15 protein-coding genes and 1 tRNA gene are annotated in these 17,829 nt (G+C 65.3%); 7 read left to right on the top strand and 9 right to left on the bottom strand.

Features of this window, described 5'->3' with window-relative positions; genetic code table 11:
• Window positions 1-81: 81 nt before the first annotated feature.
• The 5 genes from Mal64_RS00890 to Mal64_RS00910 all read right to left on the bottom strand — a co-directional run bounded on the left by Mal64_RS00890 (window position 82) and on the right by Mal64_RS00910 (window position 6,040).
• On the bottom strand, window positions 82-1,773 hold the full coding sequence (locus Mal64_RS00890) for a GH39 family glycosyl hydrolase (RefSeq protein ID WP_146395787.1): 1,692 nt from the start codon (window positions 1,771-1,773) through the stop codon (window positions 82-84).
• A 95-nt stretch (window positions 1,774-1,868) separates the two neighbouring features.
• Window positions 1,869-2,264 carry an L-rhamnose mutarotase gene (locus Mal64_RS00895; protein WP_146395789.1) on the bottom strand — a complete coding sequence of 132 codons (396 nt, stop codon included), beginning with the start codon at window positions 2,262-2,264 and terminating at the stop codon, window positions 1,869-1,871.
• Between the two features lie 68 nt (window positions 2,265-2,332).
• Window positions 2,333-3,328, bottom strand: coding sequence for an L-glyceraldehyde 3-phosphate reductase (gene mgrA, locus Mal64_RS00900; RefSeq protein WP_146395791.1), 996 nt, complete (start codon window positions 3,326-3,328; stop codon window positions 2,333-2,335).
• 59 nt (window positions 3,329-3,387) lie between these two features.
• Window positions 3,388-4,164, bottom strand: coding sequence for a M90 family metallopeptidase (locus Mal64_RS00905; protein WP_146395793.1), 777 nt, complete (start codon window positions 4,162-4,164; stop codon window positions 3,388-3,390).
• Window positions 4,165-4,564: 400 nt separating this feature from the next.
• A complete protein-coding gene (locus Mal64_RS00910) occupies window positions 4,565-6,040 on the bottom strand; it encodes an aldehyde dehydrogenase family protein (RefSeq protein WP_146395795.1) in 1,476 nt (491 codons plus the stop codon).
• Between the two features lie 232 nt (window positions 6,041-6,272).
• Here Mal64_RS00910 and Mal64_RS00915 point away from each other — a divergent pair, with 232 nt between their 5' ends.
• The 3 genes from Mal64_RS00915 to Mal64_RS00925 all read left to right on the top strand — a co-directional run bounded on the left by Mal64_RS00915 (window position 6,273) and on the right by Mal64_RS00925 (window position 11,033).
• Window positions 6,273-7,853 (top strand): Re/Si-specific NAD(P)(+) transhydrogenase subunit alpha, encoded by a 1,581-nt coding sequence (locus tag Mal64_RS00915; RefSeq protein ID WP_197525312.1) that lies wholly within the window; start codon window positions 6,273-6,275, stop codon window positions 7,851-7,853.
• 125 nt (window positions 7,854-7,978) lie between these two features.
• Window positions 7,979-9,382, top strand: a complete 1,404-nt coding sequence (locus tag Mal64_RS00920) for an NAD(P)(+) transhydrogenase (Re/Si-specific) subunit beta (RefSeq protein ID WP_146395799.1) — start codon at window positions 7,979-7,981, stop codon at window positions 9,380-9,382.
• 247 nt (window positions 9,383-9,629) lie between these two features.
• Window positions 9,630-11,033, top strand: a complete 1,404-nt coding sequence (locus Mal64_RS00925) for a Gfo/Idh/MocA family protein (protein WP_146395801.1) — start codon at window positions 9,630-9,632, stop codon at window positions 11,031-11,033.
• A 44-nt stretch (window positions 11,034-11,077) separates the two neighbouring features.
• On the opposite strand, the gene modC is transcribed toward Mal64_RS00925, so the two are convergent.
• The 3 genes from modC to modA all read right to left on the bottom strand — a co-directional run bounded on the left by modC (window position 11,078) and on the right by modA (window position 13,807).
• Complete coding sequence (gene modC, locus Mal64_RS00930) at window positions 11,078-12,163, bottom strand: molybdenum ABC transporter ATP-binding protein (protein ID WP_146395803.1); 1,086 nt, start codon at window positions 12,161-12,163, stop codon at window positions 11,078-11,080.
• On the bottom strand, window positions 12,160-12,855 hold the full coding sequence (modB, locus tag Mal64_RS00935) for a molybdate ABC transporter permease subunit (RefSeq protein WP_146395805.1): 696 nt from the start codon (window positions 12,853-12,855) through the stop codon (window positions 12,160-12,162). The genes modC and modB overlap by 4 nt, the downstream gene beginning before the upstream one ends.
• A 70-nt stretch (window positions 12,856-12,925) precedes the next feature.
• On the bottom strand, window positions 12,926-13,807 hold the full coding sequence (gene modA / locus Mal64_RS00940; protein WP_197525313.1) for a molybdate ABC transporter substrate-binding protein: 882 nt from the start codon (window positions 13,805-13,807) through the stop codon (window positions 12,926-12,928).
• Between the two features lie 383 nt (window positions 13,808-14,190).
• Here modA and Mal64_RS00945 point away from each other — a divergent pair, with 383 nt between their 5' ends.
• The 3 genes from Mal64_RS00945 (at window position 14,191) to Mal64_RS00955 (ending at window position 16,277) form a co-directional block, all read left to right on the top strand.
• Window positions 14,191-14,607, top strand: coding sequence for an S-adenosylmethionine decarboxylase (locus Mal64_RS00945; RefSeq protein ID WP_146395810.1), 417 nt, complete (start codon window positions 14,191-14,193; stop codon window positions 14,605-14,607).
• Between the two features lie 2 nt (window positions 14,608-14,609).
• Complete coding sequence (locus Mal64_RS00950; protein WP_146395812.1) at window positions 14,610-15,050, top strand: SET domain-containing protein; 441 nt, start codon at window positions 14,610-14,612, stop codon at window positions 15,048-15,050.
• 144 nt (window positions 15,051-15,194) lie between these two features.
• Complete coding sequence (locus Mal64_RS00955; protein WP_146395814.1) at window positions 15,195-16,277, top strand: formylglycine-generating enzyme family protein; 1,083 nt, start codon at window positions 15,195-15,197, stop codon at window positions 16,275-16,277.
• An 84-nt stretch (window positions 16,278-16,361) separates the two neighbouring features.
• Here the strand turns inward: Mal64_RS00955 and Mal64_RS00960 are convergent.
• Window positions 16,362-16,445: transfer RNA gene (locus Mal64_RS00960), tRNA-Leu, on the bottom strand.
• 663 nt (window positions 16,446-17,108) lie between these two features.
• Between Mal64_RS00960 and Mal64_RS00965 the strand changes: the two genes are divergently transcribed.
• Complete coding sequence (locus tag Mal64_RS00965) at window positions 17,109-17,825, top strand: sugar transferase (RefSeq protein ID WP_146395816.1); 717 nt, start codon at window positions 17,109-17,111, stop codon at window positions 17,823-17,825.
• Window positions 17,826-17,829 lie beyond the last annotated feature (4 nt).

A 17,829-nucleotide genomic window follows, 5' to 3' on the forward strand; every position in this document is an offset into this window, starting at 1 on the left:
TGAATCCCCAGCGATGGGCTGTCAAACGATTTGCGGCGCTGCCAAACCCCCGAAAACCGTCCTCAGGGACGCGGTGGGGGCCTAATTCGGGGAGATTTCTAGCAGCGAGACCCCCTGTCGGGGCAGGTCGAACCGCAGGGTCAGGGCCCCTTCGCCCCGCTCGGCCCCCTGCTCGACCGTCGCCAGCTCCGAGGCCTCCATCAACTCGCCGTACTGTTTCTCGTTGGGCGCCCCGGGCGAGCCCATCCGCTTCCACTCGGCGTAGCTGTTGCTGTGGTCCTCGTCGACACGGTGGTGCGTGACCGCGGCGTCGCTCTCGCCCCAGCCCGTCAGGCGGAGCGTCACCTCGGCGTCGGGGCCGTAGACGTCGTCGTCGTGGTAGTGCCACACGAGGGCCCACACCGTGCCGCCGTCGCGGCTGGCCAGCACGCCGACGTCCGGCTCACCGCGCACGCCGTCGCGCAGGATCGCATCGAGCGCGACCTGCGAGCTGCTCGTCGAGGCGAGCCGCTCGCCGCTCATCCGCGCCATCATCCGCAAGACGTTCAGCACCGGCAGCGGCACGGCGTTGGTGGCCAGTTGGCGGAAGCCGGCGAAGTAAGGTTGGTCCTCGAACTCGAACGCCCATGTGAGCGCACCCTCAAGCCGCACGCCGTGCTTGTCCGCCAACTCGTGCTTGCGGGCGAAGCTCGCGGCGGTGTAGCTCGAGTAAACCGTGCCGTTGCGGTAGCTGAACATCGGCCCCTGGCACGCCGCGCACCCCTCGGGGTCCGACTCGCCGATGACAATCGGAGTCCGCTTCAGCTCGGGGAACGAGGCGACGATGCCGAAGCCGCGATCGATGGTGCGCAACTGATTAGCGATGCCCATCCGCACGTGGCCCTGTTCGTGGGTCGGAGCCCCTTTGGCGTGGAAAGCGATGAAGTCGATCGGCACGCCGGTCTCGCCCGTGGCGGCGTTGTCGCCGCGCAAGCAGTGCTCAAGAAACGCCCGCGTGAAGTCGCCCCCGTCGCCCGCCGAGTCGGGGCCGCCGACGATCGCATCGGGGATCGCCCGTCGAACCGCAGCGATCGTGTGGTCGTGCAGCCGGAAGAATTCTTCCCGTGTGCCGCCCCAGTAGCCGTCGGGCAGGATGTTCGCCTCGTTCCAGGTCTCCCAGTACCATCCGCGCACCTCGTCCATGCCGTAACGCTCGACGCAGTGCAGGGCCAATTGGTAAACCAGCTCTTCCCACTTGCCGTAGTCCTTGGGCGGGTGGCGCCAGCCGGTCATGATCCGTGAGTACCGCATGCCGGGCCGCCAGTCGTGACGATAAGGGGTCGGCTTGCGCGAGAGCGCCTCGGGCATGAAACCAACCTCGACGTAAGGCCGCACGCCGCGCTCGAGCATCGTGTCGAACATCAGGTCGATGACCTCCCAGTCGTAAACGGGGTCGCCGTTCTCGTCCTCGGTGTAGGCATTGGTGCTGCCCCACTTGAGCGCGGGCGTTTTGTCGCCACTCGTTAGCAGGTTGTGGGCCCGGAAAAACACCTCCCCTGGCCGCATGCCTCCGAGCTTCTCCATCAGCTTCTCGCCGTCCTTCATGTACACGTAGTTCGGCTCGTCGGCGCCGAAGAACCGCCAGATCGGCCGCAGCGGGCCGATCGGCTCGGTGGCGTCGATGGCGATCTCGACCTCGAAGGCCGACGCCGCCCCGCCCCGCCAGACGCCGTCCATCGCGACTAACGATACGAGAAGAAGGGCAAAACGGGCGCAGTCGGATGGGAGAATCATCGTGGAATCACTGAGAGAAGAGCAGGCCTGCGTATGACGGAGACGATGTCCGCCTCAAGCTAACCGAACGCGCCGGGCGATGATAGTAATCCACCTCACGGCAGGTGCATCGCCAAATCGGCTTCTCGCCACATTTCGTCTGCGGGTGTTCCCGGCACGGGGCGCATGCAGCCATCGGTGAGCGGCCACCACTGTTCCTTGATCGTCGGGTCCTCAGCCACAGCCGCGAAATCGGCCTCGGGATCCGAGCCGGTGTACTCGAAGTGACGGAAGACGTACTTCTTGTCGCCGATCTCTTGGATCCATATGCAGTAGTTCCGCATATTCGCCCGCTTGCAAGCGGCCACGACCTGCGGCCAGACCTCGGCGTGCATCTTGCGGTACTGCTGCTCTTGCTCGGGCACCAGTTCGACGAACGACGCGAAACGACGCACGCCGCTTGCGACCTGCTCTTCCGGCGAGGGGTTGGTGGGTCCGTAGTGTGCGCCCATGCGTTGCGATACCAAAGAGTCAAGAGGTGGAGTTGGAAGAAGTAAAATGGCGTTTGCGGCCGAAGCGTTCACTCGGCAAGGATCGCTTCGATCGCGTCGAGCTCCGCTTGACGAAACCCAACCCCGCCCAGCGCGTCTAAGTTCGACTCGAGTTGCGAAACCGAACTGGCGCCGACCAGGACCGACGTGACACGCGAGTCGCGCAAAACCCAGGCGAGCGCCATCTGAGCGAGCGTTTGCCCCCGCTCGCTGGCGACCTCATTCAGACGCCGCGCGCGGCCGAGACGCTCGTCGCTGAGGTGTTCTGGGCGGAGAAAGCCGACGCCCTTCGCCACCCGCGAGTCGGCCGGCACGCCTTCGAGATAGCGGTCGGTCAGCAGCCCTTGGGCCAGCGGCGAGAAGGCGATGGCGCCGACCCCCTCTTCGCCCAGCAGGTCGAGCAGCCGCTCGTCTTCGACCCAGCGGTCGAACATCGAGTAGCGCGGTTGGTGGATCAGGCACGGAGCGCCCATCTCGCCGAGCAAGCGGATCGCCTCGCGCGCCTCCTTCGGCCGGTAGTTCGAGATCCCCGCGTAGAGCGCTTTGCCGCTCCTCACCGCGTGGGCCAACGCGCCCATGGTTTCTTCCAGCGGCGTGTCGGGGTCGGGACGGTGCGAATAGAAGATATCAACGTACGGCAGCCCCATTCGCGCGAGGCTTTGGTCGAGGCTAGCAAGCAGGTTCTTACGCGATCCCCACTCGCCGTACGGCCCGGGCCACATCAGGTAGCCCGCCTTGGTCGAGACGATCAGCTCGTCGCGGTACGCGGCGAGGTCCTCGCGCACGATGCGGCCGAAGTTCTCCTCGGCGCTTCCGGGCGGAGGGCCGTAGTTGTTCGCCAGATCGAAGTGCGTCACACCTCGGTCAAACGCCCGCAGGACGATCTCGCGACCCGTGGCGTAGGCGTCAACGGCGCCGAAGTTGTGCCACAGCCCCAGCGAAACGGCAGGCAGCCGCACGCCGCTCTTGCCGCAGCGGCGATAGGGCATCGAGTCGTAGCGGGCGGTGGCGGCGTCGTGAGGCATCGCGGCGGGAGCCGATGGGTCCAGAACCTAGTGGACGAGAGCCTTAGATTACCACGCCCTCAGCGGTCGGCCCACCGCATCGGGTCTTGGCGGAAAAAGCCCACGAACTGGGTGAAGAGCTCTCCGTCCCAGCGTTTCAAGAGACGGGGCGTTTGAAAGAAAGCCTCGGTCGCCACGGCGAAGAACTCGGTGGCGTTGGTGGTGGCGTACTCGTCGAGCGGCGCGTCGACGCCGCTGCGCAACTCGCGGGAGAGCCTTTTGCGAGCGTTGCGTGACGTGGTGAGCCAACTCCTTGCGGCCTCGTGCGACGGCATCGGAGGCAGGCCGTTCGCCTCGTCCGATAGATTGTCGAGTTGGTGAGCGAACTCGTGGTGCACGAGGCTGATACCGCTGTTGGGCCCACGGCCAGCCGCCTCGACATTGGGCCAAGACAGGACCACGGGCCCGCGACGCCAAGCCTCACCGAGGCGAGCGGTATCGAACTCGAGCACGGAGTGGTCATCGACCGCGAGGTAGTCGCGGGCGACATAAGCGTCGGGATAGACGAGCACCGACATGGTGCTGTCGAAGTGCTCGTCGTCGAAGCCGAGCGTCATCAGCGCGACCTGGCTGGCGATGGTCTGCTTGACGACATCGTCGACTTCAAAACCGCCACAGCCTTCCCACTTCTTCTCGGCGATGAATACGGCGGCGAGCTCTTCGAGGCGACGCTGTTCAACGGGATCGAGACGCGGGTATTGCCAACAGAGCTGGTGGGCGCGGTCGCGCCACTCCTCATCGAGTCCCGCGCTAGCGACACGTTCACGGCGACGCTTCTTGAACCAGCTAGGCAGCATGCGTGATGTTTTTTGGTGGGGCGGCCCCCGACCAAGCTTGGTCGGGGCTGTTGTAGCGGTTTTTTACCTACACGCCGTTGCCTCAAATCCCACGCATCTCCACGTGCTCACTAGCTGGCGAGGAGAGCGGGCTTTCAAGCAACTCCGTCGTGGGATCTGCGAATCAATCACCAGACGCCTGAACAGCCGCCAAAAGTGACGATGGCTCGAGCACCGTGGCAGTCGCAAGCGAGTCGAAGACCGAAAGCACTTCGATCACCTAATCGAAAATTGCTTACCCTTGCATCGAGGCGTCTGCTGGGACGAACTGCAAGGCTATTTCAGCAGAAGAGAGGTTGTATAGCCCCGACCATGCTTGGTCGGGGACCACACAACCCATCGCGCACGCCAGCCGCAACGCCTAAGCCAACGAAACCGTCACGGTTTTCGTTTCCGTGTAAGCGTCGAGACCCGCCGAGCCAAGCTCGCGGCCGAGGCCCGATTTCTTGAACCCGCCGAACGGCGCCGCCGTGTCGAACACGTTGTAGCAGTTGACCCAAACGGTGCCGGCTCGCAGCTGGCCCGCCAGGCGGTGCGCCTTGGCGATGTCGCGCGACCAAACGGCCGCCGCCAGGCCGAACTCGCTGTCGTTCGCGCGGGCGGCGATCTCGTCGACGCCATCGAACTTCAGCACACTCATCACGGGCCCGAAGATCTCTTCGCGGGCGATCTTCATGTCGTCCGTCACGCCGGCGAACAGCGTCGGTTCGACAAAAAAGCCTTCTTCGCCGTGCCGCTTGCCGCCGGTGAGCAGGCTGGCGCCCTCCTCCACGCCGCAATCGACGTAGCGCAAGATCTTGTCGAACTGCGCCTTGTCGACCTGCGGGCCTTGCTGGGTGTTGGGGTCGAACGGGTCGCCGACCACGTAATCATCGTTCCGCTGGGCCATGCGGTCGCAGAACTCGTCGTACACCTTCGTGTCGACGTAGACCCGGCTTCCCGCGCAGCAGCACTGGCCCTGATTGAAGTACAGGCCAAAGTGCGAGCCGGCCACGGCGGCTTCGAGGTCGGCGTCGCTGAGGATGATGTTGGGGCTTTTGCCGCCGAGTTCGAACGTCAGCCGCTTCATCGAGCCGAGCGTCGCTTTCTGAATGATCTCGGCCGTCGTCCCTTCGCCGGTGAATGCGATCTTGTCGACGCCCGGGTGCTTGGTGAGCGCCGCGCCGGCCGTGGGGCCAAAGCCGGGCACCACGTTGAGCACGCCCGGGGGCAATCCCGCCTCTTGAGCGAGCGCCGCCATCCGCAAGCAAGTGAGCGGCGTTTGCTCGGCGGGCTTCATGACGATCGTGCAGCCGGCCGCCAACGCGGGGCCCCACTTCCAGGCCGCCATCAAGGCTGGGAAGTTCCAGGGGATGATCTGCCCAACCACACCGACCGGCTCACGGAGCGTGTAGCAAAAGTGCTCACCGCGGATCGGCACCGTGGCGCCGTGAAGCTTGTCGGCCCAGCCGGCGTAGTAGCGGATGCAGTCGATCACCAGCGGGATGTCGGCCGTGCGCGACACGCTGATCGGCTTGCCGTTGTCGAGCGTCTCGAGGGCCGCCAGCTCGTCGAGGTTCTCCTCGATGAGGTCGGCCAGTCGGAGCATGATGCGGCCGCGGTCGCGGGCGTCCATCGTACGCCACGGCCCGTGGTCGAACGCTTGACGGGCGGCTTTGACCGCCGCGTCGATGTCTGCCGCGTCCCCCTCGGCGATGTTGGCGATTGCCTCTTCGGTGGCCGGGTTGATCGTCTCGAACGTTTTGCCGCTCACCGAGGGACGCCACTCGCCGTCGATCAAGCACTCGGTGTGGCGTACCTTCGGGGGCGCGGCCGGGGCGGGGGCGGCGGTGGACATGGCTGTGGGTCCCTTCGAGCGAAGACGGTAAATGGAAAAGAGTGGGCGTCTGCCTAGCCGGGATTCTACGCCTCGCGGCGAAGCGTGTCACCCAGAATCTGGCGCCGTCCGCTGAGCGACATCGTGATGTTGCTGCGCACAGCCGAGTCGTGACAACCGACGCGGCCGCCGGTATCTTGAACAGGAGCGGATGGTTCTTTCCTTGCGCCCCTTCACTAGTCAGGGACGACACGTGCTGATCACGATTCCCACCGAGACCGCCCCGGGTGAAACCCGCGTGGCGGCGACCCCCGACTCGGCCGCCAAGCTGCTCAAGCTCGGGCACCAGGTCACGGTCCAGGCGGGCGCCGGCGCGGCCGCCGGTTTCAGCGACGCCGCTTATCGCGATGCGGGCGTGACGCTCGGCACGGACATCGCCTCGGACCTGGCCGCGGCCGACCTGGTGCTCAAGGTCCGCACGCCGACCGACGAGGAGATCGCAGGAATGAAGCGCGGCGCCATTGTGGCCGCCTTCCTCAGGCCGGCGAGCAACGCCGAGATGCTCGACAAACTCGCCGCTGCGGGGGTCACGGGCCTGTCGCTCGAGTCGGTGCCGCGGATCACGCGGGCCCAGTCGATCGATTCCTTGAGCGCGATGGCCAACATCGCCGGCTACCGCGCCGTGATCGAGGCCGCGAACTCTTTCGGTCGGTTCATGGGGGGCCAGATGACGGCCGCCGGCATGCTGCCGCCGGCCAAAGTGCTGATCATCGGCGCCGGCGTCGCCGGCCTGGCGGCGCTCGGCGCCGCCAAGAGCCTGGGCGCCATCGTGCGGGCGTTCGACACCCGTTCGGCCACCAAGGAACAAGTCGAGAGCCTCGGCGGCGAGTTCCTCACCGTCGAACTCGAAGAGACGGGGGAGGGCGCCGGCGGCTACGCCCGCGAGATGAGCGAGGCGTTCATCGAGGCCGAGTTCGCCCTGTTCCGTGAGCAGGCCGAGCAGGTCGACATCGTCATCACCACGGCTCTGATACCCGGCAAGCCGGCGCCCAAGTTGTGGCTACGCGACATGGTCGAGCGGATGAAGCCGGGGTCGGTCGTCGTCGACCTCGCCGGCGAACAGGGGGGCAACTGCGAGTGCACCACGCCGGGCGAGGCTGTGACGGTCGATGGCGTGAAGGTGCTCGGCTACCTCAACCTGCCGAGCCGCATGCCCGACACGGCCAGCTCGCTGTACGCGAACATCTTGGTGAACCTGGTCAAGCACTTGGGAGCGGAGGCTCCCAAGATCGACATGTCGGACGAGATCACCCGTGCGATAACCGTCACCCACGACGGGGCGGTGACCTGGCCCCCGCCCACCCCCCCTGCCCCGCCAGCGCCCGCTCCGAAGCCGGCGAAACCGGTCGCCGCGGCGGCCGAGGAGCCGGTCGAGGCGCCGGCGTGGCTCGATTCGCTGATGATCGCCGGTGGTTTGCTGCTGGTGGCGGTGTGGGTTTGGTTGCGTTTCACCTGGGGCGCCGAGCCCGGCTCTGCCGGCGGCGAGGCGTTGGCTTTCGTGCAACACCTCACGGTGTTCGTGATGGCCTGTTTTGTTGGCTGGCAGGTGATCTGGAACGTGAGCCCCGCGCTGCACACGCCGCTGATGGCCGTCACGAACGCGATCAGCGGAATCATCATCCTGGGCGGTCTGCTCACCGGTGGCGCCGTGGGCGAGGGAGGCATGACGCCTGCCGTGATGCTCGGCTTGCTTGCTGTGCTGCTGGCGATGATCAATGTGGCGGGTGGGTTCTTGGTGACGCACCGCATGCTGGCGATGTTCAGGCGCGGGTGAATCGGGTCTGAAGCCAAGGCTTCAGCAGATTTTCCTCCCCTACCCTCTCCCTGAACGGCAGAGGGGAATACGGGTCGGCCATCGGCCTCCCGCTTAGCTCAACTCCCAACCCAAGCAATCCGCCCGTGGACCAAGTCCTTCTATCGATCCCGTACCTTGTCGCCGCGGTGCTCTTCATCCTTAGCCTCAAGGGGCTGAGCAGCCAGGAGACCGCCCGGCGCGGCAACCTGTACGGTGTCATCGGAATGGCGATCGCGCTCGCCGCCACGCTCACCGCCCACGCCATCACGGGACAGGGCCTCATCTATGTTTTTGTCGCGGTGCTGGTCGGCGCCGCGGTCGGTTCGGTCTTGGCCGCGCGGGTGGCGATGACCTCGATGCCGGAACTGGTTGCGTTGCTGCACAGCTTCGTTGGGGCGGCGGCGGTTCTGGTGGGCTACGCCAGCTTTTTCCAGCCGCACGGCGACACACCCGTCGGCCAGGCGATCCATTTGGGCGAGATTTTTCTCGCCGTCTGGATCGGGGCGATCACGTTCACCGGTTCGGTCGTCGCGTTCCTCAAGCTGCGGGGGACCCTCTCGGGCTCGCCGCTGTTGCTGCCAGGACGCCACTTGCTCAACCTGGCTGCGGTCGTGGTGAGTTTGTTGCTGGCCGTGATGTTTGTCGCCCACTGGGGGCCCGACCCCTTGCTGTTGTTGCTTGTCGCGACCGCGATTGCATTGGCGGTCGGCGTGCATTTGGTGGCCGCGATCGGCGGCGCCGACATGCCGGTCGTTGTCTCGCTGCTCAACAGCTACTCGGGTTGGACCGCCGCGGCCGCCGGGTTCATGCTCTCGAACGACCTGCTCATCGTCACCGGAGCATTGGTCGGCGCCAGCGGCGCGATCCTCAGCTACATCATGTGTCGGGCGATGAACCGCTCTATCCTCAGCGTGGTGTTTGGCGGCTTTGGCGCCGCGCCGACCGGGGAATCCGCCTCATGCGAGCTGACCGAGGCGGGGCAGGTGCGTGAAACCATGGCCGACGAGGTGGCTCAGGAACTTCTAGCCGCGCAGAGCGTGGTGATCGTGCCGGGCTACGGCATGGCCGTGGCCCGCGCGCAGCACGCCGTGCACGACATGGCGATGCTGCTGAAGAAAAAGGGCGCCGAGGTGCGGTTCGCCATCCACCCGGTCGCCGGCCGGCTGCCGGGGCACATGAACGTGCTGCTGGCCGAGGCCTCGGTCCCGTACGACATCGTGCTCGAGATGGACGAGATCAACGGCGACCTGCCCGAGACCGACATCGTGCTCGTGATCGGCGCCAACGATATCGTCAACCCGAGCGCATTGACCGATCCCGGCAGCCCGATCGCCGGCATGCCGGTTCTCGAGGTCTGGAAAGCCCAGCGGGTGGTGATGCTCAAGCGGGGCCGAGCGAGCGGCTACGCGGGAGTCGACAACCCGCTCTTCTACTACGACAACACCCGCATGCTTTTCGGCGACGCCCACGACACGATGACGCGGCTGGTCTCGGAGCTGTCGGCCTGAGCGTCGGTATCGACCCCCAAGACGGGGTCCCTCGGCGGCCAAATTGGCGACTGAAAAACGGGTCGCTGGCGGTAAGATCGCAAGGGAGGCAACGAAAATCTTCGATTTCAGGGTGTTTAGCCCCTAGGGCGACAGGCTGTAAGAGGATGTATCCAGCCCCGCGATTGAGTAAACTGGGGGGCTACGGCCCCCGGGCCGCGCTCATCCCATTAGATTCCTAAGCCCATCTCTGAGGCACCGACCTACTATGAGCCAATCACGCCGAGAGTTTCTCAAGCAGGCCGCCGTCACTGGCGCCGCGGCCGCCCCGATGGTGTGGACCGCTTCCTCCTCGTGGGCCCAGGCGCCTTCGGCGCGTCCGCGGATGGCGGCCATCGGTGTCGGGGGCAGCAACGGGCGTTACGGCCAGGGTACGGCCGACGCGTTGTGGGCCTCGGAGCATTCGGATTGCGTAGCGATTTGCGACGCCGACTTGCTGCATTGCCACGAGTTCGAGGCCAAGCTCAACGACAAGTGGCGAGAATCGCCCGTCGACCTTCCGAAGTACACCGACTATCGCAAGATGCTCGAAGAGGTGCGTCCGGACGTCGTGGTGATCGGCACGAACGACCATTGGCACGTCCCAATCGCGGTGGCCGCCCTGCGAGCGGGTTGTCATGTTTATTGCGAGAAGCCGCTCACGCTCACGATCGCCGAGGGTGAGATCATCCGCGAGGCGGCCCGCGAGTCGGACCGCGTTTTCCAAGTCGGCACGCAGCAGCGCAGCCAATGGGGCATGCGCTTTCTCGAGGCCGCCGCGATGGTGCGACTCGGCTACTTGGGCGAGGTCGACACGGTCCACATCGCCATCGACGGCAGCCCTACGAGCGAAGTCGCTCCCACCACAACGCCTCCCAAGACGCTCGACTGGGACCTGTGGCTCGGGCCGGCGCAGCAGGCCGACTACTCGCTGCACCGCCAGCAGATGTTCCGTTGGTACTACGACTACTCCGGCGGCAAGGCCACGGACTGGGGCGCCCACCACATCGACATCGCGATGCTCGCGATGGACAAGGGCGACACCGGCCCGGTGTCGGTCAGCGGCGCCGGCAAGTTCCCCCCGATCGTGCCGGACAACTTCAACTGGAACGCCTACCTCGACGGCAAGGCGACATTGCCCAACGCCAACCACACGCCGACCGAGTTCGGCCTGCGGTTCGCCTTCGCCGACGGGCTGAACATGACGGTCAACGACACCTACCGAGAGGAGTCGTCCAATACCCGCATGGGCAACGGCATCCTCTTCGAGGGGACCAAGGGCCGCATGATGGTCAACCGCAACCGCACCACCGGCCGGCCTTACAGCGAGCTGACCGACGACGACCGCGAGAAGATCTTCGCCGAGATGACCAACCTCTACAAAGGCAAGAAGCCGGAAGAGGATCACATGAAGAACTTCTTCCAGTGCATCGCGGACGGCGGCGAGCCGGTTTCCGACGTCGAGTCGCACGTGCGTGCGATGGAGTGCTGCCACATGTGCAACGTGGTGCTCATGCTCGGCCGCGATCTGAAGTGGGACCCCGAGGCCCGCACGTTCCTGGGCGACGAGCAAGCCGTCATGCTGATGGACCGCCCGCGGCGGGCCGGTTACGGGCTCAGCGAGACGACCTGAGCAGGGGCAAGGCAACTACTCCGCAGGCCTTATGTACCAACGCCTCAGCTGCCCACTCGCAGGCTGCTCGTCTTCACCAGGCATTGCACAGCGGCGCCGGGGGCGAGGCCGAGCGTGGCGGCCGATTGTGGAGTGACCTCGGCCCACAGGCTCGTCTCGGCGTCCGCCGAAAGCTCGACCGCCACGAACACCGCGCCGCCAACCTCCACGGTGCGTCGCACGACGCCCCGGAGCCGGTTACGCGCGCTCAGCACGCCGACATCGCCTGGCGGGGCGACCGTTACCTCGTGCGGCGGGAAGCGGGCGTACAGCGGACCATCGGGGGGAGCCGGGAGCGGCGGCAACGCAAGCTCTTGCATCGCTACACGAGCGGTCCACGCCCCGTCGCATTGCGTGACGCCTTCAAGCCGCAGCAGGTTCATCGGGCCGGTCTCGTCACGCCAGCTCAGCGGCCCGGCGGCGGCGAGCGCCTCGTCGGGCGCACCGGTGGCGATCACGCGGCCCTCGTCGAGCACCACCACGCGGTCGGCCAGACGGCGCACCTCGGCTTGGTCGTGCGATACCAACACGGTTGGCGTGTTCCACTCGGCGACGATCCGCTCGAGGCACGCCAGCACCCTGCCCTTCCGCGCCGCGTCGAGCGAAGCGAGCGGCTCGTCGAGCAGCAGCAGGCGGGGCTGGCTTAGCAGCGCCCGACCGATCGCCACCCGTTGGCGTTCGCCTCCCGATAGCTCGGCCGGTCGGCGCCCGAGCAACTCCGTCAGGTCGAGAACCGCGCACGCCTGCTCGAAGCCGATCGTGGGGGCGGGCCCCGCGCGACGCATGCCGTACCGCAGGTTCGCCTCGGCCGTCATGTGGGGGAACAGAAGATGATCCTGCGAGACGAGGCCCACCCTACGCCGCTCGGGTGGCAAGCAGACGCCGCGGCTGGTGTCGACGAGCGTTTCGTCGCCCAAGCGAACCAGACCGTTGTTAGGCCGCAGCAGGCCTGCGATCACCGCCACGACACTCGACTTGCCGCTGCCCGAGGGGCCAAACAAGGCTGTAACGCCGCCCTCCGCGTCGAAGGCCACGTCGACCGTGGCGCCCGACGCGTAGCGGACTTGGCCACGAAAGCTGAGCGTGCTCATGTGGTCCCTCTTCGCTGACCGTCGAGCCGGCCGCGTTCGAGGAACTCGCCCACCGCAAGCGCCGCCGCCGCCAGCAGCACGGAGAGCAGCACCAGACGCCAACTCTGCTGCATGCCGCCGACACGATTAGCGTGGCTGTAAATGGCGAGCGGCAGCGTGCGGGTCTCGCCGGGGATGTCGCCCGCCAGCATGATCGTGGCGCCGAACTCACCGACGCTGCGCGCGAACGCTAGCAGGCAGCCGGCGACCACGCCGTGGCGGGCCATCGGCAACGCTACAGTGAAAAAAGCCCGCACGGGGCTAGCGCCCAAGCCGCGGGCGGCTGTTTCCAGCCGTGGATCGACGCCAAGAAACGCCCCGCGGATCGCCCGGACCATCAGCGGGAAGCTCACCACAGCCGAGGCGACCGCCGCCCCGAGCCAGGCGAACGCGACCCGCACGCCGAGTTGCCCCTCGAGCCAAGAGCCGACCGGCCCACGCGGTCCGAGCAGCACCAGCAGCAGGTAGCCGGTCACGACGGGCGGCAGCACGAGTGGCAGGTCGACGAGCCCTTGGAGAGCCCAGCGTCCGGCAAAATTGGTGCGGGCCAGCACGTAGCCCACCAAGATCGCCAGCGGCAGACTCATCAAGACCGCGCAGACGCCGACCTGCAAGCTGAGCGCGAGCGCGGACCATTCTTCGGGGCTGAGCATCGCGCAGTGAGGGGGGGCGGTTAGTGTTTTGGGTAAGAACGCTGATTTTAGCGGCCGCCGAGCGCCTGCGTCATCCGCCCTCTAGCCCGCCCCCCTCGCCGGCTGGCGTAAAGCCGTGGCGTCGAAAGACCGCTTGAGCCTCTGCAGTGAAGAGGAACTCGAAAAACCGCTCCGCCCCTTCACGCCCCCCCCCCCCCTGCCCCAACGACGAATGCTCATGAGGGTCTGCGTTACCGCCATGCAGCAGCACCGCTTCGTAACGGATCGGGCCGGTGAGCTCCTGATCGACCGCGGCCACGACTCGCAAGGCAGGCGAAACGGCGGCGTCGGTGGCGTAGACGAGGCCCGCCTCGGCGCCCCCCTGATCTACGTAGGCGAGCACCTGACGCACGTGCGAGCCAACCAGCAATTTCTGACGCACGCGTTCCCAGTTGCCCGCGGCTTCAAAAGCACGCCGGGCGTAGACTCCCGCCGGAACAGCTTCGGGATCGGCGATCGCGACACGCCGGACCGCAGGCGAGGCGAGCCAGGCCAAGGCGTCGCCCGCGCCAGGGGGCGCCAACGGAGTTGCGTCCAGAGTCACCGCGACCACGACCAGCCGGTTGCCGACGACCGGCCGACGCTCCGCGGCGAGCCCGGCGTCGTCGATCGCCTCCGCCCAGTCGGGGCTGGCCGAGAGGAAAACATCGGCGCCCGCCCCTTGGAGCAACTGCTGCGCGAGCGTCGATGAGGCGCCAAAGTTGACTCGCACCCGCACGCCGCAGAGCGATTCGTACCGCTCGATCACCTCGCCCAGAGCGTCGGTCGTGCTGGCGGCGGCGAAGACGAGCAGACTGTCCTGCCCCGCGGTGGCAATATTTTCACCGCCTTGAAAATCGCAACCCGCGCACCAAAAAGTCAGGGTGACAAGCGTTGTGGCTGCGAGCTTCTGCGGGGCGGATAGAGTCTTCATCGGTTTGCAGGCGGGAACGTGGTTCGATTCTAAGGCGGGGGGGCAACCGTAGGGTGACGTTGCTTGGGAGCGGCCGCCAGCCATTTGTCGGAAACGAGGGGTTTTGATCTAGATTTTAACCGAGGGCGACGTTATTAATCCTTGTACCGATCGTGAAGCAACACCCCTGCCCACGTAATCAATATCGGGCTCTCTCTACAGAGCCCCAGCGATCGGCACTGAAACGGACTCGCTCGGAACCCCCGTGTCCCCGCCCAGGGACGCTCGGGCGGCGTCTCACCTTTCAGTTGTTCTCTGTCTCACGCTTTGCCCCCAGGCGTCTGCGCACCCGTTCTGCGTGGTCTCCGGAGGCGTCGCTTCCACGCAAGGAGCCTTACGGGCCGATGCCAGATTCTCCCACCTCCGCCGCCCCCGCCAAGCTGGCCGAGTATCGCCGCCTCGTTCACAACGGGCTGCCTCACTACGGCCAGCACCTGATCGCCACGGCGCTCGGTTGCAACGAGTCGATCTTGTCGATCGAAACGATGTCCGAGTTCCTCAAAACGATGGCCGACGAGATCGACATGGTCCGCTTCGGCGAGCCGATCGTCGCGCGATTCGGCGGTGGAATCGAAACCGGCATCTCGGGCGTGCAGCTGATCGAGACCAGCGCGATCGTGATCCACACGAACGACGCCCATCGCGACCTCTACCTCGACGTCTTCAGTTGCAAGGCGTTCGAGCAGAGCACGGTCGAGCGCGTGCTCGACGAGTACCTTTCCCCCACCACTACGACCAGCGAGGTGTTCTACCGCCGATGAGGATGTACCCTTCTTTCCTTCCCGTGGTTCCAGGCGAGCCGCAGAGCGAGGACTTTGATGTGGTTGAGGTCGGCGACGGCCGTGGCTTTGGACTCCGCGTGCTCCGCGATTTCGCGGCGGGCGAAGTGCTGTTTCGCATGAACGGTGTGCTGCGTGACTACGTCACGCAGTACACGCTGCAGGTGGGCCCCAACGCCCACCTCGACGACCCGCACGTCGCCGGCAAGGTGCTGCACTGCTGCGAGCCGAACGCGATGCTCGACCCGCAGACGCGAATCTACAGCGCAATCTCGGACTTACGAGCGGGCGAACTTGTGACGATGGACTACGACACGACCGAGGACCGGCTGTACCGTGCGTTCGAGTGCCAATGCGGCGCTGCAGGGTGTCGCGGCTACATCGCCGGACGCCTCGTCTCGGCGCCAATGGCGCTGACGGCGTAGCCTCGCCGCAGCCCTCCCATTCGGCCTTGATTGCCAAGGCAAGGGGAGGCTGCACGGCTGACGAGCGTGAGGCGTATACTGGGGGAGCCGAGCTTTCGGCTCCCCCTTCCATGCCCCGCCTTTCAGCAACTGGTGACTCATCTTATGACGACTCGATCGTCTGCTCCCTACTTGCCGAACACCTCTCCTCGCGTGCTCGCCAAAGGACTTACGACGGGCCTCTTGGCTTCGTTTCTGTTTCTAGCGGCCACTACCGTAGCGCACGCCGCGCCGCCCGAGAGTGACGCCCCCGAGGGAATGGTTTGGATCGAAGGCGGTGAGTTCACGTTCGGAACCGATGATCCCAAGAGTTTTCCCAACGAGCGACCAACCCACCGGGTGCGTCTGAACGGCTATTGGATCGACAAGACTCCGGTCACCAACGCCCAGTTCGCGAAGTTCGCCGAGGAGACGGGCTACCAAACCACGGCCGAGCGGGCGGTCGATTGGGAGGAGCTCAAAAAGCAACTCCCGCCCGGCACGCCGAAGCCGGACGACTCTTTGCTGCAGCCCGGCTCGCTCGTGTTCACCCCGCCCGAAGGGGCGGTCCCGCTGAACAACATGGCCGCCTGGTGGACCTGGACCACCGGCGCCACCTGGCGCACGCCCGAGGGCCCCGGCAGCTCGATCGAGAACCGCATGGACCACCCCGTGGTGCAAGTCTCATGGGACGACGCCGCGGCCTACGCCAAGTGGGCGGGCAAACGCTTGCCGACCGAAGCCCAGTGGGAGTACGCCTCACGCGGCGGCAGCGAGGGCACGAGGTTCTACTGGGGTGACGAGTTCCGCCCCGAGGGCCGCTACATGATCAACACCTTCACCGGAAAGTTCCCTTACAACAACACCGAAGAGGACGGCTTCGCCGCCGTCGCTCCGGTCGACGCATTCCCGCCGAACGGCTATGGCTTGTACGACATGGCTGGCAACACGTGGGAGTGGACCGCCGACCTCTACCGCTTCGACCGGCACACGCGGCTCGCGAAGCAGGGGGTGGTTTCTAACCCCACCAGCCCGGACCGCACCTTCGATCCAACCGACCCGCGGTGCGTGCGCCGCGTGATCAAAGGGGGCTCGTACCTGTGCCACGTCGATTACTGCGAGAGCTACCGCCCGACCGCCCGCCGAGGCACGCCGACCGACACCGGATCGACGCACGTCGGGTTCCGCTGCGTGAAACCGGCCGAGTGAGCCGGGCCTTCAGGCATGCCAAGGCTAGCCTGAGGAACAAGAGAGATGGGCGGCCAAGGCCCAGGCGGCCGCTAGGCCCGCCAGTACCGGAGGAGGGACTCGAACCCTCATGGGATTACTCCCACTGGATTTTGAATCCAGCGCGTCTGCCAATTCCGCCACTCCGGCAAGGTGTTGCATGGCAACGACTTGCGTGATTATGCCCGGGGAGTCTCAACGGGGCAACCCGCCAAAACCCCGATCATTCTGCGATCTCCTTGCGTGTTCTGTCGGCCTGCTCAGTCTCGGCCAATCGTTGCTGCTCCCAATCGCCGCAACCGCTCAGTGCTTCAGCCAATAGCGAGAAGGTGCAGTCACCGAAGACGTAGCAACGACGACTCGCAGAAATATGTTCTACAGCCGATTTTGCTTCTTCGTCATCGCGGTTTGAACGACCCGTCAGTCGGTTTCGGGACGATCGTCTGCCCCTTCTTCCGGTCAGTCGGCCCTTTGCTAGACGCCCCGGTTTTTGGGTGATTCCTTCCCCCAAATCGGGACGAAGTGGTCCGTACGCGATCTGCTCTGAAAGGTATCGCCTCGGGGCAATCAGTCTCGGCCTTCCTTCCAACGCTAGCTCAAGAAACTATCGCACTTCAGCGTCCGCGGTGGAATTCTCCGCTCTCTACGAGCATGCCCATACTAAGCGGCTATTTGGTCGAGTTGTTGGTGACGCAGCAAGGCGTGGAGTACAATCGATGATGTGGAAATGCGCCGACCGGATTGGCGTGGCTGGGACACTCTGCACTGGATGAGCGTTGCCCCAAACGTCGATGTCCTTCTTTAATTGAGTGTTTGATCAAGGTCACGGGTGCGCTCTTGAATATCGAGACTTCCTTACGCGATGGGGGCGGTGAAGAGGTGCTGGTCTCCGATGCACTGAGCCATGCGCTGCGGGTTCAACCATTGGAAAGACGTCTCTCGTTTGCGATGAAAAGGTTGATCGATCTCGGGGTTTCGATTGGTCTACTTTTCGTGTTCATGCCGGTGATGACGCTGGTTGCTTTCTTGATCTGGGCTGATTCGGGGGGCCCGGTGTTTTACACGCAATCGCGGTGGGGGCTGCGGCGCAAGCCGTTTACGATCTACAAGTTCAGGACGTTAAAGACCGGAAATCCAGACCCTTGCGAACGCTACGAAACGGTTGAGACCGACCCTAGGATTACCAAGGTCGGGGGGGTCCTTCGCAAGACGAGCCTCGACGAGTTTCCGCAGTTGTTCAATGTTGTGCTTGGGGACATGAGCCTCGTTGGTCCCAGGCCCTTGGTGGAATGGGAGTCGGTCGAGGCGGACCAAGATTACGGTGAAAGGTACCAGGTTAAACCGGGCGTCACGGGTCTCACTCAGGTGAGTGGACGGAACGCTTTGAGTTGGGCGGAAAGGCTCGAACTCGACGTTGTGTACGTGAGTCGATGGAGCCTCTGGCTCGACCTCATGATCCTGCTGCGCACGCCTTTCGCTGTGCTCCAGTTCGACAACGTCTATCCGATGCCGAAGCACTCACGCAAGTAAGCGG

The organism is Pseudobythopirellula maris (genome assembly GCF_007859945.1).
GTDB classification, from domain to species: Bacteria; Planctomycetota; Planctomycetia; order Pirellulales; family Lacipirellulaceae; genus Pseudobythopirellula; species Pseudobythopirellula maris.